Source organism: Neoalteromonas flava (genome assembly GCF_002807685.1).
Taxonomy (GTDB): domain Bacteria; phylum Pseudomonadota; class Gammaproteobacteria; order Enterobacterales; family Alteromonadaceae; genus Alteromonas_E; species Alteromonas_E flava.
The window spans coordinates 67,769-92,787 of the sequence record NZ_PEAX01000004.1 but is presented as its reverse complement, the minus strand read 5'-3'; the positions used below and the strand labels follow the sequence as shown (position 1 = coordinate 92,787).

Annotated in this window: 27 protein-coding genes; 6 read left to right on the top strand and 21 right to left on the bottom strand. The window is 45.8% G+C overall.

What is annotated here, in order from left to right; genetic code table 11:
- Positions 1-4 precede the first annotated feature (4 nt).
- The gene (ubiA, locus tag CSH92_RS10510) at positions 5-859 is read right to left on the bottom strand and encodes a 4-hydroxybenzoate octaprenyltransferase (RefSeq protein WP_100657602.1); all 855 of its coding nucleotides are present in this window, start codon (positions 857-859) and stop codon (positions 5-7) included.
- Positions 860-871: 12 nt separating this feature from the next.
- Complete coding sequence (locus CSH92_RS10505) at positions 872-1,444, bottom strand: chorismate--pyruvate lyase family protein (protein WP_164084716.1); 573 nt, start codon at positions 1,442-1,444, stop codon at positions 872-874.
- A 258-nt stretch (positions 1,445-1,702) separates the two neighbouring features.
- Between CSH92_RS10505 and CSH92_RS10500 the strand changes: the two genes are divergently transcribed.
- The gene (locus CSH92_RS10500; RefSeq protein WP_420807511.1) at positions 1,703-2,017 is read left to right on the top strand and encodes a flagellar basal body-associated protein FliL; all 315 of its coding nucleotides are present in this window, start codon (positions 1,703-1,705) and stop codon (positions 2,015-2,017) included.
- 84 nt (positions 2,018-2,101) lie between these two features.
- On the opposite strand, the gene glpG is transcribed toward CSH92_RS10500, so the two are convergent.
- The 7 genes from glpG to CSH92_RS10465 all read right to left on the bottom strand — a co-directional run bounded on the left by glpG (position 2,102) and on the right by CSH92_RS10465 (position 9,632).
- Entirely contained in the window at positions 2,102-2,935 is an 834-nt protein-coding gene (glpG, locus tag CSH92_RS10495; protein WP_100657599.1) for a rhomboid family intramembrane serine protease GlpG, read from the bottom strand.
- Between the two features lie 2 nt (positions 2,936-2,937).
- Positions 2,938-3,261, bottom strand: coding sequence for a thiosulfate sulfurtransferase GlpE (glpE, locus tag CSH92_RS10490; RefSeq protein WP_100657598.1), 324 nt, complete (start codon positions 3,259-3,261; stop codon positions 2,938-2,940).
- A gap of 7 nt (positions 3,262-3,268) precedes the next feature.
- Positions 3,269-4,294 (bottom strand): L-threonine 3-dehydrogenase, encoded by a 1,026-nt coding sequence (gene tdh / locus CSH92_RS10485; protein ID WP_100657597.1) that lies wholly within the window; start codon positions 4,292-4,294, stop codon positions 3,269-3,271.
- Positions 4,291-5,487, bottom strand: coding sequence for a glycine C-acetyltransferase (locus CSH92_RS10480; RefSeq protein WP_100657596.1), 1,197 nt, complete (start codon positions 5,485-5,487; stop codon positions 4,291-4,293). Before CSH92_RS10480 ends, tdh begins: the two co-directional genes overlap by 4 nt.
- Before the next feature lie 65 nt (positions 5,488-5,552).
- A complete protein-coding gene (locus CSH92_RS10475) occupies positions 5,553-7,997 on the bottom strand; it encodes a putative bifunctional diguanylate cyclase/phosphodiesterase (protein WP_100657595.1) in 2,445 nt (814 codons plus the stop codon).
- Position 7,998: 1 nt separating this feature from the next.
- Positions 7,999-9,192, bottom strand: coding sequence for a hypothetical protein (locus tag CSH92_RS10470; RefSeq protein WP_100657594.1), 1,194 nt, complete (start codon positions 9,190-9,192; stop codon positions 7,999-8,001).
- Positions 9,189-9,632: a hypothetical protein gene (locus tag CSH92_RS10465; protein ID WP_124916946.1), complete on the bottom strand. Its 444-nt coding sequence runs from the start codon at positions 9,630-9,632 to the stop codon at positions 9,189-9,191. Before CSH92_RS10465 ends, CSH92_RS10470 begins: the two co-directional genes overlap by 4 nt.
- 153 nt (positions 9,633-9,785) lie before the next feature.
- Between CSH92_RS10465 and CSH92_RS10460 the strand changes: the two genes are divergently transcribed.
- Positions 9,786-11,111 (top strand): 3-deoxy-D-manno-octulosonic acid transferase, encoded by a 1,326-nt coding sequence (locus CSH92_RS10460; protein ID WP_100657592.1) that lies wholly within the window; start codon positions 9,786-9,788, stop codon positions 11,109-11,111.
- Here the strand turns inward: CSH92_RS10460 and CSH92_RS10455 are convergent.
- Positions 11,097-12,062: a glycosyltransferase family 9 protein gene (locus CSH92_RS10455; protein ID WP_240612787.1), complete on the bottom strand. Its 966-nt coding sequence runs from the start codon at positions 12,060-12,062 to the stop codon at positions 11,097-11,099. The two genes, CSH92_RS10460 and CSH92_RS10455, sit on opposite strands and share 15 nt — an antisense overlap.
- A 188-nt stretch (positions 12,063-12,250) precedes the next feature.
- Between CSH92_RS10455 and CSH92_RS10450 the strand changes: the two genes are divergently transcribed.
- The gene (locus tag CSH92_RS10450) at positions 12,251-12,988 is read left to right on the top strand and encodes a 3-deoxy-D-manno-octulosonic acid kinase (RefSeq protein ID WP_164084715.1); all 738 of its coding nucleotides are present in this window, start codon (positions 12,251-12,253) and stop codon (positions 12,986-12,988) included.
- Between the two features lies 1 nt (position 12,989).
- Here CSH92_RS10450 and CSH92_RS10445 read toward each other — a convergent pair whose 3' ends face one another.
- Both CSH92_RS10445 and CSH92_RS10440 read right to left on the bottom strand, forming a co-directional pair.
- Complete coding sequence (locus CSH92_RS10445; protein WP_100657589.1) at positions 12,990-13,757, bottom strand: glycosyltransferase family 2 protein; 768 nt, start codon at positions 13,755-13,757, stop codon at positions 12,990-12,992.
- Between the two features lie 11 nt (positions 13,758-13,768).
- Positions 13,769-15,199, bottom strand: coding sequence for a capsule assembly Wzi family protein (locus CSH92_RS10440; RefSeq protein ID WP_100657588.1), 1,431 nt, complete (start codon positions 15,197-15,199; stop codon positions 13,769-13,771).
- 177 nt (positions 15,200-15,376) lie between these two features.
- On the opposite strand from CSH92_RS10440, the gene coaD reads away from it, so the two are divergent.
- On the top strand, positions 15,377-15,871 hold the full coding sequence (gene coaD, locus CSH92_RS10435; protein WP_100657587.1) for a pantetheine-phosphate adenylyltransferase: 495 nt from the start codon (positions 15,377-15,379) through the stop codon (positions 15,869-15,871).
- On the opposite strand, the gene mutM is transcribed toward coaD, so the two are convergent.
- From mutM to radC, 8 genes are all read right to left on the bottom strand, one after another.
- Entirely contained in the window at positions 15,868-16,680 is an 813-nt protein-coding gene (gene mutM, locus CSH92_RS10430) for a bifunctional DNA-formamidopyrimidine glycosylase/DNA-(apurinic or apyrimidinic site) lyase (RefSeq protein WP_100657586.1), read from the bottom strand. The two genes, coaD and mutM, sit on opposite strands and share 4 nt — an antisense overlap.
- A gap of 10 nt (positions 16,681-16,690) precedes the next feature.
- Positions 16,691-17,143, bottom strand: coding sequence for a hypothetical protein (locus tag CSH92_RS10425; protein WP_100657585.1), 453 nt, complete (start codon positions 17,141-17,143; stop codon positions 16,691-16,693).
- Between the two features lie 111 nt (positions 17,144-17,254).
- Positions 17,255-17,410, bottom strand: coding sequence for a 50S ribosomal protein L33 (gene rpmG / locus CSH92_RS10420; RefSeq protein ID WP_014107089.1), 156 nt, complete (start codon positions 17,408-17,410; stop codon positions 17,255-17,257).
- Positions 17,411-17,422: 12 nt separating this feature from the next.
- Positions 17,423-17,659 carry a 50S ribosomal protein L28 gene (gene rpmB / locus CSH92_RS10415; protein ID WP_100657584.1) on the bottom strand — a complete coding sequence of 79 codons (237 nt, stop codon included), beginning with the start codon at positions 17,657-17,659 and terminating at the stop codon, positions 17,423-17,425.
- 152 nt (positions 17,660-17,811) lie between these two features.
- On the bottom strand, positions 17,812-18,651 hold the full coding sequence (locus tag CSH92_RS10410; protein WP_100657583.1) for a glycosyltransferase family 2 protein: 840 nt from the start codon (positions 18,649-18,651) through the stop codon (positions 17,812-17,814).
- A gap of 5 nt (positions 18,652-18,656) precedes the next feature.
- Positions 18,657-19,415, bottom strand: a complete 759-nt coding sequence (locus CSH92_RS10405) for a glycosyltransferase family 25 protein (protein ID WP_100657582.1) — start codon at positions 19,413-19,415, stop codon at positions 18,657-18,659.
- Positions 19,416-19,417: 2 nt separating this feature from the next.
- Complete coding sequence (locus CSH92_RS10400; RefSeq protein ID WP_100657581.1) at positions 19,418-20,572, bottom strand: glycosyltransferase; 1,155 nt, start codon at positions 20,570-20,572, stop codon at positions 19,418-19,420.
- Positions 20,573-20,585: 13 nt separating this feature from the next.
- Positions 20,586-21,260 carry a RadC family protein gene (radC, locus tag CSH92_RS10395; RefSeq protein WP_100657580.1) on the bottom strand — a complete coding sequence of 225 codons (675 nt, stop codon included), beginning with the start codon at positions 21,258-21,260 and terminating at the stop codon, positions 20,586-20,588.
- An 83-nt stretch (positions 21,261-21,343) separates the two neighbouring features.
- Between radC and coaBC the strand changes: the two genes are divergently transcribed.
- Both coaBC and slmA read left to right on the top strand, forming a co-directional pair.
- The gene (coaBC, locus tag CSH92_RS10390) at positions 21,344-22,570 is read left to right on the top strand and encodes a bifunctional phosphopantothenoylcysteine decarboxylase/phosphopantothenate--cysteine ligase CoaBC (RefSeq protein WP_100657579.1); all 1,227 of its coding nucleotides are present in this window, start codon (positions 21,344-21,346) and stop codon (positions 22,568-22,570) included.
- Entirely contained in the window at positions 22,570-23,157 is a 588-nt protein-coding gene (gene slmA, locus CSH92_RS10385) for a nucleoid occlusion factor SlmA (protein WP_100657578.1), read from the top strand. Before coaBC ends, slmA begins: the two co-directional genes overlap by 1 nt.
- A 132-nt stretch (positions 23,158-23,289) precedes the next feature.
- Here slmA and CSH92_RS10380 read toward each other — a convergent pair whose 3' ends face one another.
- The gene (locus tag CSH92_RS10380) at positions 23,290-24,894 is read right to left on the bottom strand and encodes a M28 family metallopeptidase (protein WP_240612799.1); all 1,605 of its coding nucleotides are present in this window, start codon (positions 24,892-24,894) and stop codon (positions 23,290-23,292) included.
- Between the last annotated feature and the right edge of the window lie 125 nt (positions 24,895-25,019).

Sequence of the window (25,019 nt, the reverse complement as noted above, 5' to 3'; positions counted from 1 at the left end):
TAAGTCATAGCCAATAGTGTAGAGCGACTCCTAAAGTAATCACCATGCCCACCCAATGATTGTGTAAAAACGCACGAAAACATGCGTCGCGCTCACGATGACGGATCATGAATTGCTGGGCAGCAAACAAACCCGCAGCTATGGTAAGAGAAAAGTAAAACGGCCAAGTCATCGAAAGACTCAATCCAACCCCTATCAAAAGCAGTAAGCTGACAATCTGCAACAAGGCAATAATCGCTCGATCATATAGACCGAACAATATCGCGGTTGATTTCACTCCAATGTGTAAATCATCATCGCGGTCAACCATGGCGTATTCAGTATCATAGGCCACCGTCCACAATAGATTAGCCATGTAGAGAACCCACACCCACGGCGGGAGGTCTTCAAGGATCGCCATTGCTGCCATGGGGATCGACCAACTAAACGCAGCTCCCAACACCACTTGCGGCAAGTGGGTATAACGTTTCATAAAGGGGTAAGCAGAAGCGAGTACGAGGCCAACGACTGATAACAGTATGGTTTGAGTATTGAGTTGTAGCACCAATATAAATGCCAGCAGTACCAACGCCACAAACAGCCATTGAGCTTCTCGTAAAGTCACTTGGCCACTCGGGAGTGGCCGTTGAGCTGTGCGCTTCACGCTGCCATCCACGTGCCGATCGGCAATATCATTAATGACGCATCCTGCTGAGCGCATAAGGACAACGCCAAGAGTGAAAATCACGACAATAGGCCAAGTGGGCTTGCCTTGCGCAGCAATGAGTACCGACCAAAAGGTAGGCCAAAGCAATAGGTAAATACCGATGGGCTTATCTGCCCGCATGAGCTGCCAATAGGCAAAAATTTTCGCTTTCATGCAAAAAGTCCGTTATCCACGACTGTAAGCCGGAGCCAGGGGTAAAAATATTTCAGCTACACTAAGGCGGTGCTCAAGAAAATGGAATGCTGAACGTCTACCGAATAATGGGCCTACATTAGCGCATTTCGAGCGTTTAACTGCTGCAGTAACCTTGGCTGGCAATTGTTTGCAAAGAGCCTCACTATTAACTTGGCACATCTCAAACTGACTTCGCACAAACCGTTCATCATTGAATATTCGCTGGCCTAAGGGTTGCTCACCTAAATCCAGCAACTCGCCATTATTGAGTGCTGCAGGAATAATTGAACGCGCAAATACCCATGGTGTATCGTCCCCCCACAGAATGACTTCGCGTAGATAGTTTGTGTCATCGTCGCCGCATAACGGCGCAGACATCGGTGCATGAAAAAGCACTTCGACTCTAAACCGCCGACACATGCTCTGTAAGCGCTCAGTCAATGATCCCGTATCCAAAAGCCAATTAGCTAGATACGCGTTACTAACGTCAACTTGATTGCTGGGATACCATTCAAACTCAAGTTCCACCGGGACCAATGGTTGCTGGCTGATTTGATTCGACAAAATCTTTTAAAACTTACGCAGGTAATTGCCGATAATATTAACATTCACGCGTTGAAAATATCCATAAATCGTTTTTAGCATATTTTTTTGTCCGGCCTTTGCTAAACTTATGCGATACTTTTAACTCTCTTATTGGCTAAAAAGGTTTAAGACATAATGTTCCCAGTAGCATGGAAAAAGTTACTTAAAGCATCCATCGTCATTGCTGGCTTGAGCCTAAGCTTTTCGGTTTCCGCCCAGCAAAAACAATACGCTTACATGGGATTAGAGCCTGACATTGTAACCAACTATCTAAGCGGAAATGCGCGTACCCTTGGATTTGTGCGCGTGACAGTTGAGTTAATGTTGGATGATGCTGACAATTTAGAAGTGGTCGAACATCATATGCCACTCTTGCGTGCCATTGTTATTGAAGTGTTTGGGCGTCAGCCAGAGGACAAAGTTAAGTCTTTGACCGGACGGGAAGATATACGCCGCACTATCTTACAATTACTGCAACAGCGTATGGAAAAGGAAACTGGAAAGGCGGTTGTTAGTGATGTGATCTTTACTAAGTATCTGTATCAGGGTTAATACCGCCCTGAAACAACATTTCTAACCTTTTGTCACTTGTAGCGCTAAATTTTGTGCGAGAGCTGTTTTATTGCTGCCAAAGCGTTATTTCGGCAACAACTTGGCAAGCCCAGCCGCAATCAAACAACCGCTGATTAGACCCACTAAATGTGCAGTGTTCGCCATTGAAATCCATAAGACGTCAGCGAAACCTACCAACAACCACACCAGCATAAAGCCCACAATCGGTTTGCTGACCTGCAGCTGCCAATCCGGACGCAACCAGCCAGCCCACCATACAAAGCCAAGCACGGCGTAAACAATGCCGGACAGTCCGCCGAAATTTGGGCCAGACATTAACAGTTGGGCGATGTTCGATGTTATCGACGCTAAGATAAAAATCATAATAATGGCTGACAGCCCTAAACGGCGTTCGATCTGACTGCCCAGCATAAGCCACCAGAGAGTATTAAAAATAAAATGAAGGAAAGAAAAGTGAATCACATTCGGCGTAAAAACTCGCCAATACTGATGACTTTGAAAAAGCTCATTGAGGGGGGCAATAAATAGCCATTCTCTGACCCAAGAGAAACCGCCAAAAGTCATAAAGAAAAATACCAGGCTACACGTCACCGCAACTAGCATAGTAAAAGGCGCTTTTATCCACTCCGCTAGCGCAGGAAAAGTCAGGTTTAATGAGCCGGATTTTTCTACTTGTTCACCTAAATCCCAGGCGTTCGATTGGTATTCTTTGGCATGCGGGTTATTAAGAAATGTGCGCGTGAGTAATGTTGCTTTTTCGGTATCCTCTGCATAAGCCAATACAACTTCATGGGCATCGCCAGCTTTACGATAATTAGCGCGTATGCCCTGAGCGTTTAAGTGCGCGATTAATAACCGCGCGGCTTGCTCCTGTTGAAAGCCAACCAGCGGCGTCACGCTTAAACACCAGACTCAACAGGGTAGCGTAAACGCCACCCTTCAAAGCCCTGATCCATACTATACACTTCGGTGTAACCTTGACTAACTAGGTATTCAGCGGCTTGCTGACTACTGATACCGTGATAACAAACCACAATGACAGGGGTATCAATATGCGTGCTTTGCATAAAACCAGTAATGGTTTCATTATTCAGATGCGTTGCCGAGGGCATATGCCCGTTTAAGTAAGATTGATAATCGCGAATATCGGCTATGGCTAACGTCTCACCGTTTTCAATTTTGGCGTAAGTTTGCTCCGGACTGATATGTTTAAACGAGGACATATGCAGACTACTCCCAATTCAAGATCACTTTACCTGACCGTCCTGACCCCATGGTTTCAAAGCCTTGTTGAAACTCATCCACGTTAAACTGATGGGTGATTATGGGATTAAGATCGAGGCCACTTTGCAACAAGCTAGCCATCTTATACCAGGTTTCGAACATCTCGCGTCCGTAAATCCCTTTGATCGTTAAGCCTTTAAAAATCACTTGATTCCAATCTATCGCTACCGCGTTAGGAGGGATCCCCAACATGGCGATTTTACCACCGTTGTTCATATTCACTAGCATACTATCGAAGGCACTGGGCACACCCGACATTTCTAATCCAACATCGAAGCCTTCTGTCATGCCCAATTCGCGCATGACATCTTTTAGGTTCTCATTTGCCACATTTACGGCACGAGTGGCTCCCATCGTTGTGGCTAGCTCCAGTCGATACGGATTTACATCCGTGATCACTACGTGTCGCGCTCCCACATGCTTAGCTACAGCTGCGGCCATAATACCGATGGGCCCGGCACCGGTAATTAATACGTCTTCACCTACGAGATCAAATGCTAATGCCGTGTGCACCGCATTACCAAAGGGATCAAAAATTGAAGCTAAATCATCACTGATATTGTCAGGAATTTTAAATGCATTAAACGCGGGGATCACCAAATACTCGGCAAAGGCACCTTGCCGATTAACCCCCACGCCTTCTGTATTACGACAAAGGTGACGACGGCCAGCACGGCAATTACGACAGTGACCACAAGTGATATGCCCCTCACCGGAAACCCGATCGCCTTTATGGAAGCCTTGCACTTCGCTCCCCATATCAACCACTTCACCGACATATTCATGACCAACAATCATTGGTACCGGAATGGTTTTTTGTGACCATTCGTCCCAATGAAATATATGCATGTCTGTGCCACAAATCGCCGTTTTCCGGATCCGGATTAAAAGGTCGTTGTGGCCTACCTCTGGCATTGGACTTTCATGCATCCAAATACCCGGTTCACGATGCAATTTTGCTAACGACTTCATGCGATAACTCCTAAGGACCGACCGACTTCAATAAATGCATCGACGGCTTTATCTACATGTTCAATTGTATGCGCAGCAGACATTTGGGTACGGATCCGTGCTTGACCTTTTGGTACTACTGGATAAGAAAAACCGATAACGTAAATCCCTTTGGCTAATAGACGGTCTGCCATTTCGCTGGCGAGTTTTGCGTCGCCTAACATTACCGGAATGATCGCGTGATCTTTACCTGCTAGGGTGAAGCCTGCTTCCGACATACGGCGTCTGAAATGTTCAGCATTGCGCATAACTGCCTGACGTAACGCTTGCCCATTCTCCATCATTTCAAATACTTTAATCGAGGCAGCAACAATTGGCGGCGCAACTGAGTTAGAGAAGAGATAAGGCCGCGAACGTTGGCGCAACCATTCAATCACAGGCTTCTTACCTGAGGTATATCCACCTGAGGCACCACCCAACGCCTTGCCCAATGTACCAGTAATAATATCCACACGGCCCATAACCTCGCAGTATTCATGACTACCACGCCCGTTTTCACCGACAAATCCTGTAGCATGACAATCATCAACCATGACCATGGCGTCGTACTTCTCAGCCAAATCACAGATCCCTTTCAGATTTGCAATGATGCCATCCATCGAAAACACACCGTCAGTTGCAATCAATTTATAGCGTGCACCGTCAGCTTCTGCTTGTTGCAACTGCTCTTCTAATGCTTGCATGTCGTTATTTGCGTATCGATAGCGCTTGGCTTTACTCAGCCTTACTCCATCAATGATACTGGCGTGATTTAGTGAGTCTGAGATAATCGCGTCTTCTGGCTCCAATATGGTTTCAAACAATCCACCATTTGCATCAAAGCATGACGGATACAAAATTGTATCCTCGGTGCCCAAAAACTGGCTGATTTTGGCTTCTAATTGCTTATGAATGTCTTGTGTTCCGCAGATAAATCGAACGGATGCAACGCCAAACCCGTGACTTTCCAGACCGGCTTTGGCAGCTGCAATTAAATCTGGGTGATTAGCTAAACCTAAGTAATTATTGGCGCAAAAGTTAATTACATGCTCGCCACCGGCAACACTTATATCGGCTTGTTGCTGTGACTCGATAACCCGCTCTTGTTTGTACAGGCCTTCACTTTTTACTGTTTCAATTTGCGCGTTTAAATGCGCCAAAAATGCTTCAGACATATCACCCTCCGAATAATGACGCGGTATCTTAATAAACCTGACAACGCCGGTACAGAAAAACCCAATTATTCTGTGCTAGATACCGGCAAGTGGAGTTGCCACATGCCAGATTGGCATTGTGCACTGAGTGTTTCCCAAAGAGCGCTCTCGTCAATGGGTTTTGAAATGTAATATCCTTGTCCAACATTACATTCATACTCACACAGCAACTCAAATTGCTCGAGCGTTTCTATCCCCTCTGCAACAACTTCAATATTTAGGCCCCTTACCATGGAGATAGTCGAAAACACGATATTCCGATCACTGTGATCATCCAACATACCACTCACAAAAGACCGATCAATTTTTACCACATCGACGGGCAGCGCTTTCAAGTAACTGAGAGACGAGTAGCCGGTACCGAAGTCATCAATCGCAATTTTACAGCCGAGCTCACGGACCTCACTCATCACACTGCACGCGCGAGTTAAGTCATCGACTAAGGCTGTTTCCGTCAGTTCCAATTCTATCCGGCTCGCCGGAATGTCATGGTGACGCAATTGTTGGCGTAAATAGTCGGTTAAATCGCTATCCAAAAATTGCTGTGCTGAAACATTAATCGCCATACTAAGTTCGTGATAGCCGTTGAGCCTAAGTTCAGCCAATATCTGCATTGCATGAGCGATAACCCAATAGTCGAGCGTTCCCATCAAAGCGGTCTTCTCCAAAATTGGGATAAATTCGGCGGGTGAAATCTGACCTTTTTGCGGATGTTGCCAGCGGATTAGGGCTTCAAAGCCTAACAATTTGCCATCGGTAAGTGCGACTTTGGGCTGCAACGCCAAGTAAAATTGATCACTTTGAATGGCTTGCCGCGCTTCGTTTTCCAGCTCGACACGGCGCATTAATTTTCGATTCATCGCCGCGTCATAACAACGATAGGCAGAGCCAGAGACTGTTTTTGCTTCGTACATAGCTATGTCAGTATGCCGTAGAAGCTCTGCTGAAATCGCATCATCCTCATGGGTAACCGCGATACCAATACTTACCGCACAAAAGAACCGATGTTCTCGTACCATGACTGGTTGCTTAAAGGTCTCAACAATTTTCTCTGCAACGCTCACAGCGTCTGACATGGACTCTACATCGGTTAGTAAAATCGCAAATTCATCACCGCCAAAACGTGCCGCAATATCTGCAATACGCAGTTGTTTACTGATCCGTTTGGCGACCTTTTCCAATAATTTGTCACCGACACCATGGCCATGGGAGTCGTTAATACGTTTAAAGTCATCTAAATCGAGCAGCATCAGAGCTACTGCCTTATTGGTGCGCTTCAGTGCACCAATGTGTTTTTCCAGTTGAAACATCAACATGCTGCGATTAGGTAATCCGGTCAAGCCGTCAAACATTGCCATTTTTTCTAATTGCATTTGATCGGCAAGCGATTGTTGATTTAGTTGTTCGAGATTTTTTGCCAATTGCGTAGCTGATTCTTCAAGTTGGTCCAGCTCATCCTGAAACCATCCGCGTTTCTTTAGCCGCAACTCATTGAACTCATCAAAGCGGTTTTCTGCAAGTAAGGGCAAACGTTGTGACAAGTTGGTGAGCTTATTGCGGTAGTGACGCAACAAAAAAGCAACCAGGGTAATAAATGTTAAGCTCAAAACCACAGCCAAGGTAATGATAAAGGCTTGTTGATTTTTAAGATTAGTCGCGCGCTCAGTAAAATCAGTTACCGTTAACAAATAAAAGCCAGAAGTGGCACCTTGATCTAACGGAATAATATTCAGCAAAAAGGTTTTATCAAATGCGTCGATGATTTCACCGAATTGATAAAACCGCGAATAATCTAGGGTTGTTGGCAGCGCCTGAAGTATTTGATTAAAGCGCTGTTGAAGCACGATTGTCTGCTCACCAATGGTAATTAAGTTGTTTTCCTGCTTTTGCCAATTGACTAGCGCAATCTCTGTTGATGACGCGCGCACAAAGGCGGCCAGCGCCTCAGCCAACGAATATTGAATCGACACGATAGCGAAGTTATCAGCAATTAGCACTGGTACTGCTAGCGTTGCCACACATGTCTGTGTGCATGAAATTAAGATTTCAGGACTTTGCTTTTGCGTGACTGCGGCCACTAAGCCTTTTAGTTCATTGGGTTCTCTGCCTTGTTCATCAACTTCTAGAACCGATGTTTGCTCAAGGTGTAACCATATTTTCTCGACTTGCCAACGCAAGAGCAGTTCTTCGTATTGCGTTTTAATATAGCTCAGCGCATTGTCTAGCGTCGCAAACTTGCGGCTGTCTAGATCATTGATAAAGTTCTCGACGAATCTCACGTTACGGTCGGTCACAATGGTATTGAGCTGAGAAAACTGCTTGTAATACTGCTGCTGTATTTGACTCTGTTGGCTGATCAACGATTGGTTGGCTCGGTTAATCAAGAAACCTACGAGCAACACACTGAATACCGTCAGCAAGAGAACCAATACGACAATGAATTTTTGTGCAATGCTGACACGTCTGGGCATTTTAAAACCAATACATAAACTGAAGCGACCACAAATCCCAGTATTCAGATTCTGTGGTTTCTGTTGTACGCACTAAAAGTGGGGTCAAACGGCCAGCGCCTTTGATCCGATTAAATTCCGCCTGCAAGGCAATGTTATCAGCGAGTAAGTACCGCACACCAACTGTTGCTGTATCCATATAAGCAAAGTAATTGGGAATAGCACCATTGGTCGCCTGTTCTAGTGCAAATCCATTGCGATCCTCTTTATTCTGGTCATAAAGATCGAGTCTGAATAAGCCCGTTAGCTTTGGCAACGGCATAACATTGAGTTGCACATAGCCCCCCTCTGCGCTGGTATCACTAAAGAAGTTGGGGGCTAACACATCATTGTAGGCGCTACTTTCACGTACCAATTCTGTTGTTAATTCAACATATTGGCTTTGCCATTGCGCCGCTAGCGCGACTCTCTGCACATTAACCTTACCATTCACAAATCCATCATTGAGCCCTTGGTTATAGGTGAAGTCTGCATCTAACCAACTCACACCAAATAGCAGACCTGAAGAGAACGAACGCCAATAAACGCTCATTTGGTGGTCATGATCCTGACTCACTTTGCCGCTAGAGTTATGTCCCAACAGTTGCACCGTCGATTCGCGCGATACTGGCGACTTACCGTAGCTCCAATTAAATTCCCAATCACCGAACCGATTCGTCGTGCTTGCGCGTATCGCAACGCCATCACTCCCCAACGCGACGTCGCGAAAGCTATCAAAGTAAACCGATTGTGGTAATAGATTCCCTGGTCGGGTGTGTGGCACATCCCGGGTCGATGAATACAACCAATGGTAATTTTTGTAACGACCTAAATGCACATTAAGGTTTAGATTATTTGCGTCAACAACACGCCAATCGAGAAACAGGTAATCCACGCGCGCCCCTTCTGGATAGCGTCGCCCTGCGTTTAAATAAACCGCCTGTGCATTCAAACTCAAATCTTCGTCAATCGCATAGCGCCCATTAACGCCAATTTCAGTTAACGCAAAAGACAAGTCGCCATCACTACTAACAAAATTTGTTTTACTCGCTTGCTGTATGCCTTGTGCAACAAAACCGTTAATACTCCAGTTTTCTTGCGCCAACGCTAACCTGCACTGCGAAATTAGCAAGCATACATATACCAGGGGATAGACAAGCCAAATCCTTTTTTTCATTGCTCAATTACCTCAATAACTTTCACCCGGCTAATACTGTTTTCAATGGCTTGAGGAGCGAGAACATAACCGATCGCACCAGGAGTAGAGGCTACAAGGAGTAACATATCTTCGGTGTCCATAGCGATGGCCGGTGGTGCCGATTGCCCAGAATAAATTAACTTGTTCCATTCACGTTCAAGCTGGTACGGGAACATATTCAAGCGTTGCCGCAAAAATGCGCGGTGCTTTTCATCGTCGCTGGCAAATACAACTAGGGATATTGGTGCACCATCATCCCAAGTGCGTTGTTTTAACAAGAAAATTCGCCGTAATTGTTGTCGATCAACTTCGCCTTGAGCGACCTGAGGGTGCACAATCACAACTGATGCTCCATTTTCAGCTATAAGCTCTGACGAAAATAACAGTGCAATCATCATGAGCAGCGATAATCGTGTCAATTTCTCTCCGCGTGTTTTGGTTTATGTATTTACCATCCACTTTCAGTGTAGTGCATCTTTTGAGTTTTGCGATATCCTAAGTCGGCAGGCAGTGTGTATAAGCTTCGCTTTGCAAGTGTGTTATGATGATTAGCAAAAAATGGCGGAGATGGATTGCAACAATCAGCCCCAAATAATGAACAAAATACGCCCTCAGTGTGGTACCGCATCCAGCTATTTTTGTATAACCTGATGTGGACAATTCTGCTGCCACTGCTGTTTTTGATATTCATGGTGAAATGGGCATTTAGACGCCCTGATTATTCACAACGCCGACTATCAAGATTTGCAATTTTTTCGCAAGGGCTATCTAGGTGCGATATTTTATGGCACTGCGTTTCCGTTGGCGAAGTAACGGCAGTTACGCCATTAATCAAAGCGCTACTCGAACAACAGCATGATCTTAAAATTACGATTACAACAACCACGCCAACCGGCGCTGAACAAGTGCAGCGGTCACTCGGTCAGCAAGTGCAACATTGCTTTTTACCGTATGATCATTATGGACTAATGCACCGTCTTGTCAGCAAACTACGTCCGCAGTTACTGATAGTTACCGAAGTAGAAATTTGGCCCAGCTTGTTGGCAATTTGCAGCGCAAAAAAAATCCCCAGTATACTCGTCAATGCTCGCATGACCGATCGTTCTGCTAAGCGTTACGCTAAGCTTGGGCAGTTTCTTGCCCACACACTGCAACAGTTCAACTATATAAATGCGCAAAGTGGGGATGATCAGGAGCGCTATATTACACTGGGAGCTAATGCAACTAACACGCAAAACACTGGCAACATTAAATTTGAAATTCAATCCCAGCGACGTCAGGACCCTTGGGTTTTAAAGCTCGCAGATTTAGCTCAGGAAAGACAGGCACCAATAGTCGTCGCGGGCAGTACGCATGCGCCGGAAGAAGAAATAATTCTCGCTGCCCACCAGCGCCTGAAGCAGACGACTTCCAATTTGATTACTTGCATTGTACCGCGCCATCCGCAACGGTTTAATGAAGTAAAAGAACTACTGATAAATAAAAACATTCACTTTGCTAGCTACAGTGATGGCGACATCGCTCCTGATGCCACTGTTCTGCTGATTGACGCCATGGGAGTTTTACATGACCTGTATGCCATTGCTGATATTGCATTTGTTGGCGGTAGTTTCGCTGACAGAGGAGGCCATAATGCGCTTGAGCCAGCGTTGTATGAGGTTCCGGTAGTCATGGGCCCCAGTCAGTACAATAACCCCACCATTACTGCACATTTAGCGACCGCGGGGGCATTAAAAACAGTATTGAATGAGCAACAATTATTAGCAGAAATTCAACATTGGTTAACTACTGCTGCGGCTCGCAAACAGGCCGGGAAACAAGGCCTAGAGGTGATCAATGCAAATCGTGGCGCCGTAGCGGCTAACTTACTATTAATTAACCAACTACTGGATCGCTAAGAGCGCTTTCGCCTGGGCAAGGACTTCATCTACACCAATCAACCCCATCAGTGAAGCACCTTTTGCGCGCTTACCCCAAACCAAGTTTTGCCAGTGTTTACCCGTTTGTTGCAGAATAACCGAATCGTATACCGACACTACCTGATTGAGGTTGTTGTATGGCCCTGTGCGCCGGGGATTACTGTGAGCGTACAAACCAATGACCGCAGTACCCATCGTAGTGGCCATATGTGCAGGCCCAGTATCAGGAGCAATAACCAGTTGCGCGTTAGCCAATAACGCCAGAAGTTGTTTAAGAGTCGTTTTCCCCACCATGTTGACAACGTCGCAGTTAGTCTTCTGTTCAATCGCCTGCGCCAGGCTTACATCAAGGTTTGCTGGTGAGCCGCACAAAACGACCCGCTTCCCAGCATGGGATAATTCATCTCCTATTTGTGCGTAACGCTCAGGTAACCAACAGCGCTCCGCTTTAGAGGCTGCGGGGCAAATGACCACATAATCCCCCCATTCAGCTGCTGCTTGGTCTGCAAAGGTTAAATCCTCTTTCGCTAACGGCATATTCCATTGCGGTGGTTCAATAGTGATACCCAACGCAGCTGCAAAGCCCATAAACCCATCAAGGACATGCGCATGTTCTTGCGGCGCAATGGTATGTGTGGTGAACCACGCGTGCAACTCTTTGCTGCGCGCTGAGTCGAAGCCAAGTCGAATTTGCGCAGGGATCACGCGCGATACCCAATTTGCACGGAGGGCGACTTGCATCATCAATAAAACATCAAAGTGACGGCCTTGCATAGACGCTTTAAGCGCTTGAATAGCCGCTTTGCCACCTTTTTTGTCAAACACAATAAACTCAATGTTTTCGAGTCCTTGCAATAATTGAGACTCGATTTTGCCAATAATCCAGGTAATCCTGACATCCGGACGCTGCTGTTGTATTGCTTGCACCATTGCCACTGCGTGACAAACGTCGCCTATTGCGGAAAGTCGCATTAAGCAAATGTTGGCATCCTGAGGTAGGGCGGTTATCTGTAATTGTTTGCGAAAGAAAGCCAAAGAAATGGGATTAGTAGCGGACGAATAAACGCAATTTGATTACAATTGCGCGTAATTCTCAAGTATTATCGTGGATTTATACTGTGAACCCATTATTAGCAAGCCATTCAGAAAACCACAATACGGTTTATTGGGTGCCTGCCAATTGCCAGCTGAATCAGTTGCCCACACCAAACTCCCAATGGTTTGCGAGTCCTCCGGCAGCGAGCGATTTTAGTCTTGTTGGCAGTGCAGCTGGTCGCGGTACCACTCACTTTTTGCGTTATCAGGACTGTGATTTAGTGTTGCGGCACTACAAACGTGGCGGACTAATTGGCAAACTATTGGATGATCAGTTCTTATTTTTACGTAAAGCTTGGACTCGGCCAGTGCGCGAATTAGACCTTTTAATTCGCATGCGAAGTTGGCATTTGCCATGTCCCACGCCTATTGCAGGGCAAGTAACGCGAGTAGGCTTAGTTTGGCGGGGCGACCTCTTAACTTCACGGATCCCGAATGCGAAAGATGTGCATTCACTGATTGTTGATTCCGCGTTAAGTGCCATCGAATGGCGGCACATTGGCGCTACCATTGCTCGCTTTCACAAGCATCAGGTATATCACCATGATCTTAATATTCACAACATCATGCTCGACGACGAGGGTCAGGCGTGGTTAATCGACTTTGATAAATGCGCCGTACGTCGCGGCAATCGCTGGAAAACCGGCAACCTATCGCGCTTGCATCGTTCATTGCGCAAAGAGCAAGGTAAAATGTCGAGTTACCAATTTAAAGATAGTGATTGGCAAGCATTGTTAGAAGGATATCGACGTTTTACTTAGACTAGGGTTTGCGTAACTGCTGCTCGATCAGCTTGGCTTCTTTTAAAAACGCGTAATTCGCATTCAGAGTGGCAAGGATAAGCCCACGCAGTCCAAACGTGAATAAACGTTTAAATACATACTGGCGGATGAACTCTAACGGCAAAATTAGCATTAACTTAAATATCGAGCCGCGTTTATTGCGACTAAACTTTTCGCGCGCTTTCAGCGTGGAATATTGGTTGTGTTTAATGACTAAGGTGTGAATATCGTCATAGCCATAATGATCAAAGCTCGCCGAAGTAGTAGCTATGGGACCATCGATTACGGCACTTTCATGGACTTGTTGCTCGGTGTTAAAGCGGGCTTTTGTGCGCCGGTAGAGGCGAACATTGTTAGGTTTACTTATTGCTGCGGGGGGCATCTTACCAATGAAGATATCATTACGGTCGAAACGCAGTGCATCTTTATCCGTTGTGGCAATAAAATCACGGATTGCATTTAGCATTGCTGCGTTAACTTGTTCGTCAGAATCTAAGTTTAAGACCCACTCTTGAGTACATTTCTCCAATGCAAACTGTTTTTGCCCTGCATACCCTAACCACTCCTGGTCATAAACAGTCGCACCATACTGGCGAGCGATTTCGCGCGTGTTATCAGTACTGCCCGAGTCGACTACAATAACTTCTGCAAAGGCCTCCAAACTCTGCAAAAGCCTTGGCATATGCTGAGCTTCATCCTGCGCTACAATAAAAACGCTGACTGGTAGCTTGTTACTTCGCTCTGACATAGCAGTTCTCTCTAATTCAATACCGCATAACGGACATGCAAATAGCCGTTTAAGTCTGTTTCAGCGTCGCGTGTTTGAATGGCAAACTCGCGATAAGCCAGATTAACACCAACCTTTAATTGCCAGTTTTTCCAGGCGGTTTGATAAGCGCCGCTGACATACCAAATATCTTCTTGGATGCTATTGCGCAATACAGGAGATGGCCTTTGGCCATCAGGATTGAGTTCAATTCGGCTGATTTGCAGCTGGACGGAATCAGCGTCTCGCATGTGCCAACGACTGCCCAGCGTAACGTATTTTGCATCGCTATCAAACGTACTGCCCATAGCGCGACCATAACGACGATAGCCCGTTGGATAGGTACCGCTTTCGTAATAACAATTAGTCAATGTACTACCATCACCCGCACAGGCAATGTTGGTATCACTGGTTTCGAGAAAGGTATAAACGCGACCAAAGTAGGTCGATATTCCAAACAGATTTGCATTATCAGTGATTCGATAACCATCGACCGCATCTTCGCCAACGCGCTGCGCATAAAGCGAGACCGGGGTATTGAATAACGTAAAGGTATATTTTAGGTCAAAGCCTGCAATATGATTACCTACCGTCGTATTTAGTTCTGGGTCACAACTGGCAGCCCCATTGGCACATTCTTTTTGAAATGTTACTACATCAATAAAGCCTGATATACCGTTAGCTTGACCTTCGCCACCCCACATGGCCGCCCACGACGCGCCGAGCTCTAATCCACGTAATGGCTTTACGGTTAATCTTGAACGCCACAGTTTGACCCCATCAACTTCTCTTTCAGACTCTAATTCACCTAATTGAGCGGTAAAAAACCATGGGCCTAACCAGCTCAACCATGGCGACTCAGATTGAACCGCAGTTGCGCGAGACAACGATAATACCGGTACAGGTCGTGCATTATCCGTGAGGATTAAACTGCTCATTTGCCCGGGTCCCCACCATTGATCCATGGCACTCACTGCAAAATTCCAATCTGCTAACTGAACCGCGAGATAGCTTTGATCTAAATGTCGTTCACCGCCCGACTCGGCGTTAATCGAAAGTTGCGCAGCCCAGCGACCTTTTTTGTATTCAGTGCTTTGCGTCAATCGTGCAGATGTTCTTTGTTCTGCATCAAATGCTGTGAATTGAGCTTCGTCACCAGCGGCATACATCTCTAGCGAAGAGCCCCACGTGCGGTTTTGCTGTATCGCCACATAATGCTGTAAGCGCAAAACGGATAATTGCACATGTTGCGGCAGTCCCGATAACTCAATGTTTTGAAGTTGCTGGGCAATCCCTTTCCAGGGCACGGGATACGTATTTACCGCCACGTCGAGTAAAGAATACTCTGAGAGTTTCACCAAGTCTTGATGCAGTTGAGGATCAAGAGTTCCCACCCAAGGCGTAGCGGTGGTTTCACTACTCATCCATAAACACAACAATAACGCTACTATGACTCGCAAATCTGGGCTCTCAAGGGACTATTTGGATATCAGATCCTAGCTGATAAGCCGCATAAGATATAGGCAAATCCGTGAATAAATTGCATCAAATTAGGATTCCATGTAGTGTTTCGGCAATCATGAAAAGTGAGTATTTGGTGTATGCACACGCGAGCTATTTATCCGGGCACATTCGATCCTATTACCAATGGTCACGCCGACCTTATTGAACGTGCGGCACAAATGTTTTCCAGTGTATTGGTTGGAATAGCAGCCAATCCGAGCAAAAAGCCATTGTTTAGTTTGGCTGAGCGTGTCGCCATGATCCAAGAAATCACAGCACATTTAGATAATGTTGAAGTGCTTGGTTTCACAGGCCTGCTAGCTGATTTTGCTGACTCGCAAAATGCGACTGTATTGATCCGCGGACTGCGCGCAGTATCCGATTTTGAATACGAGTTCCAATTAGCCAATATGAATCGCCGCCTGAACCCCAAACTAGAGAGCGTATTTTTAACCCCAGCAGAGGAAAATTCCTTTATTTCTTCCACTTTAGTCAAGGAAGTCGCCTTGCACCGTGGCAACGTAAGTGAATTTTGTCATCCTGTGGTGCAAGCAGCTTTACAAAAACGCCTGCACGAACAAAATCAAGATTAACGCTGACATTGCGGACAAAAGAAAGTGTTGCGCTGACCTAACACCTGGCTTTTGATGCTGGTTTCACACACTTCACATGGCTCTCCCGCGCGTCCATAAACGCGCAAATGCTGTTTGAAGTAACCCGGGTTGCCATCAGCTTGGGTAAAGTCTTTAAGCGTAGTTCCACCCTGACGTATTGCGGCGGCCAACACTTGCTTGATGTTCTTAGTAAGCTCCTGATAGCGAGCCTTCGCTACACGCCCGGCGGAACGGCGGGGATCGATGCCGGTTAAAAATAACGCTTCATTAGCATAAATATTACCCACCCCGACGACCACTTGATTGGTCATGATAAAGACTTTTACCGACATCGATTTACCTCGGGACATATCGTATAAACGTCGCCAATCAAATTCATCGGTCAATGGTTCAGGACCCAAACCTGACAATATTGCCAAAGGCTCTGCCTCTTTTGCTTGCCACAGACAAGCACCAAAGCGACGCGGATCGTTAAGGCGTAAACACTGCCCAGTCGATAAATACAGCTCGATATGGTCGTGTTTTTCCAGGGGTAGGTTCTGATCCACCACTCGCAAACGCCCAGACATCCCGAGATGCAACACAATGCTACCCTTGGGCGTGTTGATAAATAAATATTTAGCCCGGCGCGTAACCGATATCACCGGCTCTCCGACTGCGGTTTGCACCGAATCAGGTACTGGCCAGCGCAGCGAAGAGTTATGCACCCGAAGTGCAGTAATGGTTGCTCCTTCGATATGTGGCGCTATACCTAAACGACTGACCTCAACTTCTGGTAACTCAGGCACGTAGGCTTCCTCAATTCCGGTTAAAGACTAATTCGTCAAATGTGGTATTTTGCAGCATGTATATGTAGTCCCCAATCTGCACAAAATCTCCTGTGTCGCTGGTATAAAGAACAACTTCGGCGGGTGAGGACTGTCGCGCCAACCAAACCTGAGCAACGACTTGATTACTTGGTGAAGGTACTGACTCTACCAACTGTAATCGGGCACCCAGCCAATGGGAAACAATTTCATCCCCTGCTTGGCGGATAAGGCTTTCACTATCAACCAATCGCCACTGGGTGCCGACACGTTCTAAACGAGTCGTTCCGATGTCAATTCGCAACAGCATGTCATTCTCACCAATTAACTGTAGCTGCGGAGTCGACTGAGGCGTTGGTATCCATTGGTCAAGATTAAACAAAGCAATCATTACCAACATGGCAAAAATAATGACGTTGTTTAATGCACGGGTTGATAATCTCAAAGCTCACCAAGCAAGATAAAGTTTTCGCTAGCTTACCTGATTAGAAAGCGAGTTGAAAACGCAAAAAACCCGGTCAAAGCCGGGTTTTTAAAAGGAGACAAAAGGTAAGAATTACTTAATCTTAGCTTCCTTGAACATTACGTGCTGGCGAATTTTAGGATCGTACTTTTTGATCTCCATTTTGCCAGGCATGTTACGCTTGTTTTTATCAGTAGTGTAGTAAAAACCGGTACCCGCTGTTGATACTAATTTAATTTTATCACGCATGGTTTAGGCTCCTTAAACTTTCTCACCACGAGCACGGATATCAGCTAGTACTGTATCAATACCCTTTTTATCGATGATACGCATACCCTTTGGAGTAAGGCGTAATTTTACGAAACGATTTTCGCTTTCAACCCAAAAACGGTGGGTTTGTAAGTTTGGCAAAAAACGACGACGAGTCGCATTGCGCGCGTGTGAACGGTTATTACCAACCGCTGGACGCTTTCCTGTCACTTGACATACTTTTGACATTTTTTGTCTCCAGAACAACGTTTACAATGGTGTTGCCACTAGTGGCTACTTCCCTTTATGACCAATCAATAGCCGGGGAGCAACACAGGCATCCAACCTACAATTAAGAGGGCGCATGTTATACAGCAAACACAGGCAATGATCAACAAAATTTAATCGCGATCGTGTTCCGATCTCGCGATCGCCTGCTTAATCCCAAACTCTGTTTCAGTCTTACGCTCACGCTTGGTTACTGCTCTTATTGCAGCATTCTTATCCCGCATCTCTTGTTTTACATAACCTCGTGCATGGTCTAAGTGCAGACAAATAGCAGAATAGCGAATTTGTTTCGACTTTATACCCGCGTTAAACAAGCGTTCACCAAGCTCACGATCTTCGCCACCATATTGCATACGTTCATCAAATCCATTGGCCGCAAAAATATCGCTGCGCCAACCGGATACATTATGCCCATTCCAAGTTGCCTTGGTTGGTGTTAGCGAGTTAAGCAGTTTTTCTTTTAATCCAGACGCCGTGAGCTTCATGGTTTTGTGAGTTTTCTGTAAGCCATGTGCCATCAACCACTCCAAGTCGAATGCCCGACCGGTAGCGATATCATCTCGCGTAATCGCCTTACTGGTTTCCATCGGCAATTTGAAGTAGCCTCCAGAAAGAAAATAACCCGGCTCACGCCGTTGCATGTGTACAGCCAGAAAGTCGCTACGCAAGACACAATCGCCGTCAGTGAATAGGATATATTCACCTTCGCTAGCAATCAGCGCCTGGTTTAAAATCCGTGTTTTTTGAAAACCATCATCCGGTTGCCAAACATGTTTAACCTGACGCCCAGACTCAGCTTGGAACTGAGCTATGGTTTCCGCAGTCACCGCATCTGAACCATCATCGGCAATTATTATTTCAAACTCTTGGAAGGTTTGATAATGCAAACTCCACAAAGTCTTCAACATCCATTCAGGCGAATTATAAGTTGAAAAAATCACTGACAGTTGCATGCAATTTACCTCTTTGGATCTTGTGCAAGTGCCGCCAAGCGACGCTTATTATGATAACGGTTTTGCCAATAAAAGCGCCACATATTACGCAACTTCTGTAGCTTACTCTGTTGCGCACGTTTGCGCTTTGCCACGTGTTCAATATCACTACTATCTTCAGCACTGGGAGTGGCTGGATAGGGCATCAAGCCAAATAAACGTAAGTCCTTTTCCCACCAATATTGTAAATCGATATCAATCGGACGAATGATTGGCAAGCTGTGCGCGAGTAACTTTTTCGCCCCTGCCAAGCTTATCGCCTGTGCGCAGGTTCTAGCGGGTACTTTAGCGTAGGTAACGCGGTCAAACTGATTAAACTGGAAATGGTGCAAAACGGGGCGCTTGCGCGCGTGCTGGGCTAATTTTATATAATCCCAATCATTTGGCATTTCTTGAATAGCGCTAATGGCATCAGCAAGAGTTGTGTTCAGTTGCACATCATCTTCAAGCACCACTGCGAGTTGAATGTTTTCATCAACCATGCGCTGCCACACTGAGCGGTGACTTAAATAACACGCAATTTCGCCCTTGTTCATTGACTTATAGTAAGCCTCTGGGTGATTTGGCGCGTACACTTCATTCATGAGCGTAGATGATAATGCACTGCCATCTACCGCTTCGATGCGCTGGAATGGAATGTTTAGCGCCGTTAATTGTAGGCTAATGGTAGCCATACGAGTTTTTGAACGCGCCAAATTGATAACAAAACAAGGTATTTCCGACACGGTTAATCCTGACTCCCTGGTGCTGGTGGCGACTGCAAAAGAGCTAAATATTGTTTGGCGATTTGTATATGGCCAAATGTCGCGCTGAGTCTTTGAATGTTATCATTTATTGGAGTCTCTAGTCGCCGGGTAATTGCTTGCGCAAGTTTTTCTGGGTCATTCGGTGGCACTAGAAAGGTTCGGTTCTCACCCACCAAAATTTCATTGGGACCATACGGACAATCCGTAGCAACCACCGGAGTGCCGCAGGCTAAAGACTCTACTAGGACATTACCAAAACCCTCAAAATCAGAACTTAACACCAGACATTTTGCCTGTTTTATCCAGACGTAGGGGTTTTGCTGAAACTCAACCACAACAACCCGATCTGCCACCCCTAGCCGCTGAACCAAGCGTTGTAGTCCTGCGGTATTCGATACTAAACAAACCAGTTTTAGAGAGGTATCTGAGAGCCGTTTTATGGCACTAAATAGAACGTCGTGACGTTTCTGTTTGGCAAAGCGCCCAATATGTAAAATATAGGGAAAACTCGGTAGTTTACTGCATTTTTCCTCACTGGCCGCGCGGATAGCAGTCAAATCAAAGGGGTTGTAAATTGCGCTTGTAGACTCAGCCGTAAATAAGTTTTGCTGTTCTACTTCCTGCGCTAACGCTTGAGATACCGCAATAATACGGCGCTGTTCTAAAGCTTTAAATAAACGCCGTTGGCGGAGATACTTATGCGGCCCCATAAGCTTTGCGCGGGCGAGCGTTGGCATAATGGCATTGTGTACAATGTAGTAACACGGCGAAAAGTGACACGCTGAAACAATGTAATTCGTCTCATCTAAGTTCGCCAAAAATAAGTCAAATGCTGAGTCATTCAGCTGCAGCTTAGTAATTAATGCGGTAAGTTCTTTGGCATGCTTCGCGCGACTCCAGGGGCTTGCAAGTTTAACTCGCCGTTGCGGATACAAATAGTGCACCGGTATGTGTTCAGGAACAGCATATTCTTGGCGCTGTTGTAAGCAAATAATTTCTGCTCTGTGCCCTAATTGAGAAAACGCGTTAGCGAGGGTTATAACGACTTTTTCAGCACCACCACCAGCGAGTGAGTCAATAAATAGTGCGATACGTTTGTTATTATTTTCTGCCGAATCAGCAGGTCCTATTGTCAAAGCTGGGATTCCACTAGATTAAGCCTCGTTGCGCGAATGATACCGTACTTGTACGGCCTACCACAAAATGATCGAGCACACTAACTTCAATTAAATCCAGAGCAGCAATAATGCGCTGGGTAATATCACGGTCAGCCTGACTCGGTTCGGCAACACCTGACGGATGATTATGTGCCAAAATCACTGCAGCAGCATTATCGGCAAGCGCTTGTCGGACCAATTCGCGTGGATATACCGCAGCAGAACTAATGGAACCAAAAAACATCTTACGAAAATGTAAAAGTTGATGCTGACTATTTAACGTTAGCACAGCGAAGACTTCCTGCTTTAAATGCGCCATCTCTAATAACAGAAAATCACTCACCGCAGTCACGTCATTAAAGGTCGTCCGATTAACCAAGCGTTCTTGTACGCTACGACTGGCTAACGCTCGCGCAGCTCTTAACAAAGCTATCTTGGCATTCCCGATACCTGACACTTGCCGTAACTCATTATCATTGGCTACAAACAAGCCGGCAATATCTCCAAAACGATGCAGTAAAGCTTCAGCCAGACCTAGCGATGTTTGCCCTGCCACACCGGTATTGAGAATTATTGCGAGTAATTCTGCGTCACTAAGTTTGTCGGCACCGTGTACCAATAGCTTTTCTCTTGGCCTTTCAGCGACTGACCAATCAGTTATTCTCATCTGCGCGTTCCCTTGCTACTATTTAGGCAAATAAAGCGTATTGCGCGCTTAAAGTCGCCGTCCACAAGGTCAGTCTGTATCCGATGCAATTGAAAAATAAAAACATTCTTCTTGGTGTAACCGGTGGTATTGCCGCCTATAAAACACCCGACTTGGTACGCAAACTGACTGCTGAAGGGGCCGTAGTTAAGGTTGTTCTAACAGCTTCGGCAACGGAGTTTGTTAGCGCATTATCATTGCAGGCAGTATCGGGTAATCCCGTGCATCAACATCTGTTGGATGAAGATGCAGAAGCCGGCATGGGTCATATTGAGCTGGCAAAATGGGCTGATGTATTACTCATTGCACCGGCGACAGCCAACTTCATGGCTAAATTGGCGCATGGCATTGCCGATGATCTGTTAAGTACTTTATATCTAGCAACATCTGCACAAGTCATTATTGCGCCAGCGATGAATCAGGCGATGTGGGCACATCCAGCGACACAAACTAATCTTGCGACTTTACAAGCCCGACAAATCAAATTTATAGGCCCCGATAGCGGTGAGCAGGCCTGTGGCGATATTGGAGCCGGTCGAATGACTGAGCCAGAGTGCATTGCTGCTCAGCTAGGCGAGCTCTTCACCTCAACCACTACTGAATTACTTAATAATTTGCATGTTGTTATCACTGCTGGCCCTACGCGAGAGGCATTGGATCCAGTGCGCTACCTTAGTAATCATAGCAGCGGCAAAATGGGTTATGCCATTGCTGCTGCGGCAGTTCAGGCCGGTGCAACTGTAACATTAGTCAGCGGACCAACTGCATTGCCAACTCCTGCTGGCGTAGAGCTAATTCAAGTCGATAGCGCTTTGCAAATGCATGCTGCGGTAATGCAAGCGGTTAAACAGTGCGACGTTTTTATTGCAACCGCGGCAGTAGCTGATTATCGCTGTGAGTCGATTGCCGACCAAAAGATAAAAAAGAACTCAGATGAGTTAACACTTACTTTTGTTAAAAACCCTGATATTCTTAGTGATGTTGCGTCATTACAGACACCACCGTTTACGCTTGGTTTCGCGGCAGAAACCCACGAGTTAGAACATTACGCACAGAATAAGCTGCGGAATAAAAAGCTTGATATGATAGCTGCAAACGATGTATCGAATGCCGATATAGGCTTTAATAGTGATCAAAATGCGTTACACGTATTTTGGTCCGACGGTGACCAGAAGCTAACAACTGCACCTAAACACATAGTTGCGCAACAATTGATAGCCTTACTGGCAAGCCAATATAAATTAAAACAAGAAACTCACGGAACCGATTAATGCCAGCGACTAAAAAACCCAACCGGCGTGCTCAAATCCTGCAATGTCTTGCTGGAATGCTCGAAACTAATCCAGGTCAACGTATTACAACAGCTAAGCTGGCTGAGAAAGTCGGTGTTTCGGAAGCTGCGCTATACCGTCATTTCCCAAGCAAGGCACGGATGTTTGAAGGGCTTATCGAGTTTATTGAAGAGGCGCTGTTTACGCGGATCAATAAAATCGTCAATGAAGAGAAAGATGCAGCAGCTCGCTGCCAAATGATCTTGCATTTGTTATTGGGTTTTGCGGAAAAGAATCCGGGTATAACGCGCATTCTGAATGGCGATGCTTTGTTAGGCGAACAGGAACGTTTACGAGCTCGAATCGCAAAGTTATACGAGCGATTAGAGACACAGTTTAAGCAAGTTTTGCGTGAGCGAAAGCTAAGAGAAGGTAAAGAACTACCCGCTGATGAGGCCATTATTGCTAATATGTTGGTTTGTTATGCTGACGGACGGATTAATCTATTTATTCGCAGTGAATTTAGTCGTAAGCCAACTGAAGACTTCGCTGCGCAGTGGGTGTTCATTAAAAATCGTTTCTTCTAATTGCGATGCACGCCAGTTTAATTGAAACGGTGCCCTAGCTTCTCTTAACATAGTAACGATGAGTATAAAAAAGGCCGCACAAATGCGGCCTTTTTTGTATTATTTAATGCTTATGTTAAGAGGCTTCAAGGTTTACTCAGCTTTACCGAAAGTATCTCCGAAGAAGTCCCCTTCATTCCAAGCCGGGCGCTGCGTTTGATTCGCTAATGTAAGTCCAATTTGAGCATTTACCGCTGTAAATTTGGTTGCAGCATTCCAATCAAATGGCTGATTCATATCATCAGAAGGCTTGTGGTAATTACTCGATAAAAAGTTGTTTAATACTTGGCTACCATCAATTTCAGGGTCAACAGCTTTAATTCCAGGTACCAAAAACACTGCAGGAATACCTTGCTTGACGAAGCTGTAGTGATCAGAACGGGTAAACAAGGCTTGCTCTGGCCATGGATCAGGGCTCAACGTTAGGCCAACATTTTTCGCTGCATCCTCGACTGAGGCCTTCAAATCACTGTGGCTTGCACCAAAAGCTATAACATCGGCAAATTCAAAGGTGAGTAAAGGCATATCCAAGTTAACATTAGCTACCATACTCTGCTGCGGCACCGTTGGATTACGTGCGAAGTAGTCTGCACCTAGTAAACCTTTCTCTTCACCGGTCACTGCGACAAATAAGATCGAACGTCTTGGTTTCTCTGATAACTGACTGAATAATCGCGCAGTTTCTAACATGACTGCCGTACCGGACGCATTATCCATAGCGCCATTGTTAATCTTGTCTTGTTTAACCGTTTTCGAAAATCCAATGTGATCAGAATGGGCAGAATAAACCACGTATTCGTTTTTTAATTCCGGATCACTGCCTTCTATAATGCCAGCTACGTTAGGGCTAGTGATGGTTTTATGCTCGCTTTTACGACTCAACTCGACTGTTGTGGCTAATGCAAACCCGCGCGGGACTTCATCATTTTCAAGTTGCTGGTAAACCTCATCAAGAGATTTTTGCGCGCCAGCAAACAACTCCTTAGCTGTATGCATTGGTAAATAGGCGCTACCTAATAACGTCGGCTGCACATTCTCAGGCTCACCATCAGCATTTAACCAGCGCATTGAAGGCGTATGTAAGTAACTCAAAGAACGTTGATACGGTCGAGTTTTTTCGGATTGTGGTGTGACAATCGAGATAATGCCGATAGCGCCATTTGCTGCAGCGTATGCTTGCTTCTGACTGCCCGAGGCAAAGTGTGCACCTTCTTCAGTGGGAAAGTCTGTCGGCTTACCTGACAACATCACCACGATTTTTCCTGCTACGTCTAGACCTGCGTAGTCATCATGATCTAATAAGGGTGCTGTGATGCCGTAGCCTACAAATACCAGTTCTGCTTGCACATGCGATTCAGTCCTTACAGTATCCGGCCCCATGATAAAGTCTTTCGGGTAATCAAATGCCTTACTTTGACCGTTAGCATCTGTTAAGACCATTGTAGGTGAGTCTTGATCGAGCGTTGCATAACGAAAGTTAACACGTTGCATGTAAGGTGAGGCAGCATCAGTACCAGCGGGTTTAAGACCGTACTTGGCAAACTCTGTCGCAATATACAGTGATGCAATTTCATGTCCTTGGCTGCCGGTTTCTCTACCTTCTAACAAGTCATCGGCTAAAAATTGCATGTGCGCTTTAATGCGTTCTGCATCAGGTTTTGCTGGCTCAGCGTTTGTTCCGAAGCCAACGGTTAGCATCGATAAACCAGCGATTGCAGTCAAAACAATCTTTCGGGTTTTATATTCCATCATTGTAGTTCTCAAAAATACAGCAGGGTCAAACGGTTAGTTTATCGCACTGAGTTACGGATAAACACACTGAT

Excerpts from the sequence above, each read along its gene's own strand:
- CSH92_RS10380 (WP_240612799.1), bottom strand. The coding sequence starts at position 24,894 with ATGCTAACCGTTGGCTTCGGAACAAACGCTGAGCCAGCAAAACCTGAT.
- coaD (WP_100657587.1), top strand. The coding sequence starts at position 15,377 with ATGCACACGCGAGCTATTTATCCGGGCACATTCGATCCTATTACCAAT.
- coaBC (WP_100657579.1), top strand. The coding sequence starts at position 21,344 with ATGCAATTGAAAAATAAAAACATTCTTCTTGGTGTAACCGGTGGTATT.
- tdh (WP_100657597.1), bottom strand. The coding sequence starts at position 4,294 with ATGAAGTCGTTAGCAAAATTGCATCGTGAACCGGGTATTTGGATGCAT.
- CSH92_RS10475 (WP_100657595.1), bottom strand. The coding sequence starts at position 7,997 with ATGCCCAGACGTGTCAGCATTGCACAAAAATTCATTGTCGTATTGGTT.
- CSH92_RS10440 (WP_100657588.1), bottom strand. The coding sequence starts at position 15,199 with ATGAGTAGTGAAACCACCGCTACGCCTTGGGTGGGAACTCTTGATCCT.
- ubiA (WP_100657602.1), bottom strand. The coding sequence starts at position 859 with ATGAAAGCGAAAATTTTTGCCTATTGGCAGCTCATGCGGGCAGATAAG.
- CSH92_RS10455 (WP_240612787.1), bottom strand. The coding sequence starts at position 12,062 with ATGGTGCAAGCAATACAACAGCAGCGTCCGGATGTCAGGATTACCTGG.
- CSH92_RS10445 (WP_100657589.1), bottom strand. The coding sequence starts at position 13,757 with ATGTCAGAGCGAAGTAACAAGCTACCAGTCAGCGTTTTTATTGTAGCG.
- rpmG (WP_014107089.1), bottom strand. The coding sequence starts at position 17,410 with ATGCGTGATAAAATTAAATTAGTATCAACAGCGGGTACCGGTTTTTAC.
- glpE (WP_100657598.1), bottom strand. The coding sequence starts at position 3,261 with ATGTCCTCGTTTAAACATATCAGTCCGGAGCAAACTTACGCCAAAATT.
- CSH92_RS10480 (WP_100657596.1), bottom strand. The coding sequence starts at position 5,487 with ATGTCTGAAGCATTTTTGGCGCATTTAAACGCGCAAATTGAAACAGTA.
- CSH92_RS10410 (WP_100657583.1), bottom strand. The coding sequence starts at position 18,651 with ATGCAACTGTCAGTGATTTTTTCAACTTATAATTCGCCTGAATGGATG.
- slmA (WP_100657578.1), top strand. The coding sequence starts at position 22,570 with ATGCCAGCGACTAAAAAACCCAACCGGCGTGCTCAAATCCTGCAATGT.
- radC (WP_100657580.1), bottom strand. The coding sequence starts at position 21,260 with ATGAGAATAACTGATTGGTCAGTCGCTGAAAGGCCAAGAGAAAAGCTA.
- rpmB (WP_100657584.1), bottom strand. The coding sequence starts at position 17,659 with ATGTCAAAAGTATGTCAAGTGACAGGAAAGCGTCCAGCGGTTGGTAAT.
- CSH92_RS10470 (WP_100657594.1), bottom strand. The coding sequence starts at position 9,192 with ATGAAAAAAAGGATTTGGCTTGTCTATCCCCTGGTATATGTATGCTTG.
- CSH92_RS10500 (WP_420807511.1), top strand. The coding sequence starts at position 1,703 with ATGGGATTAGAGCCTGACATTGTAACCAACTATCTAAGCGGAAATGCG.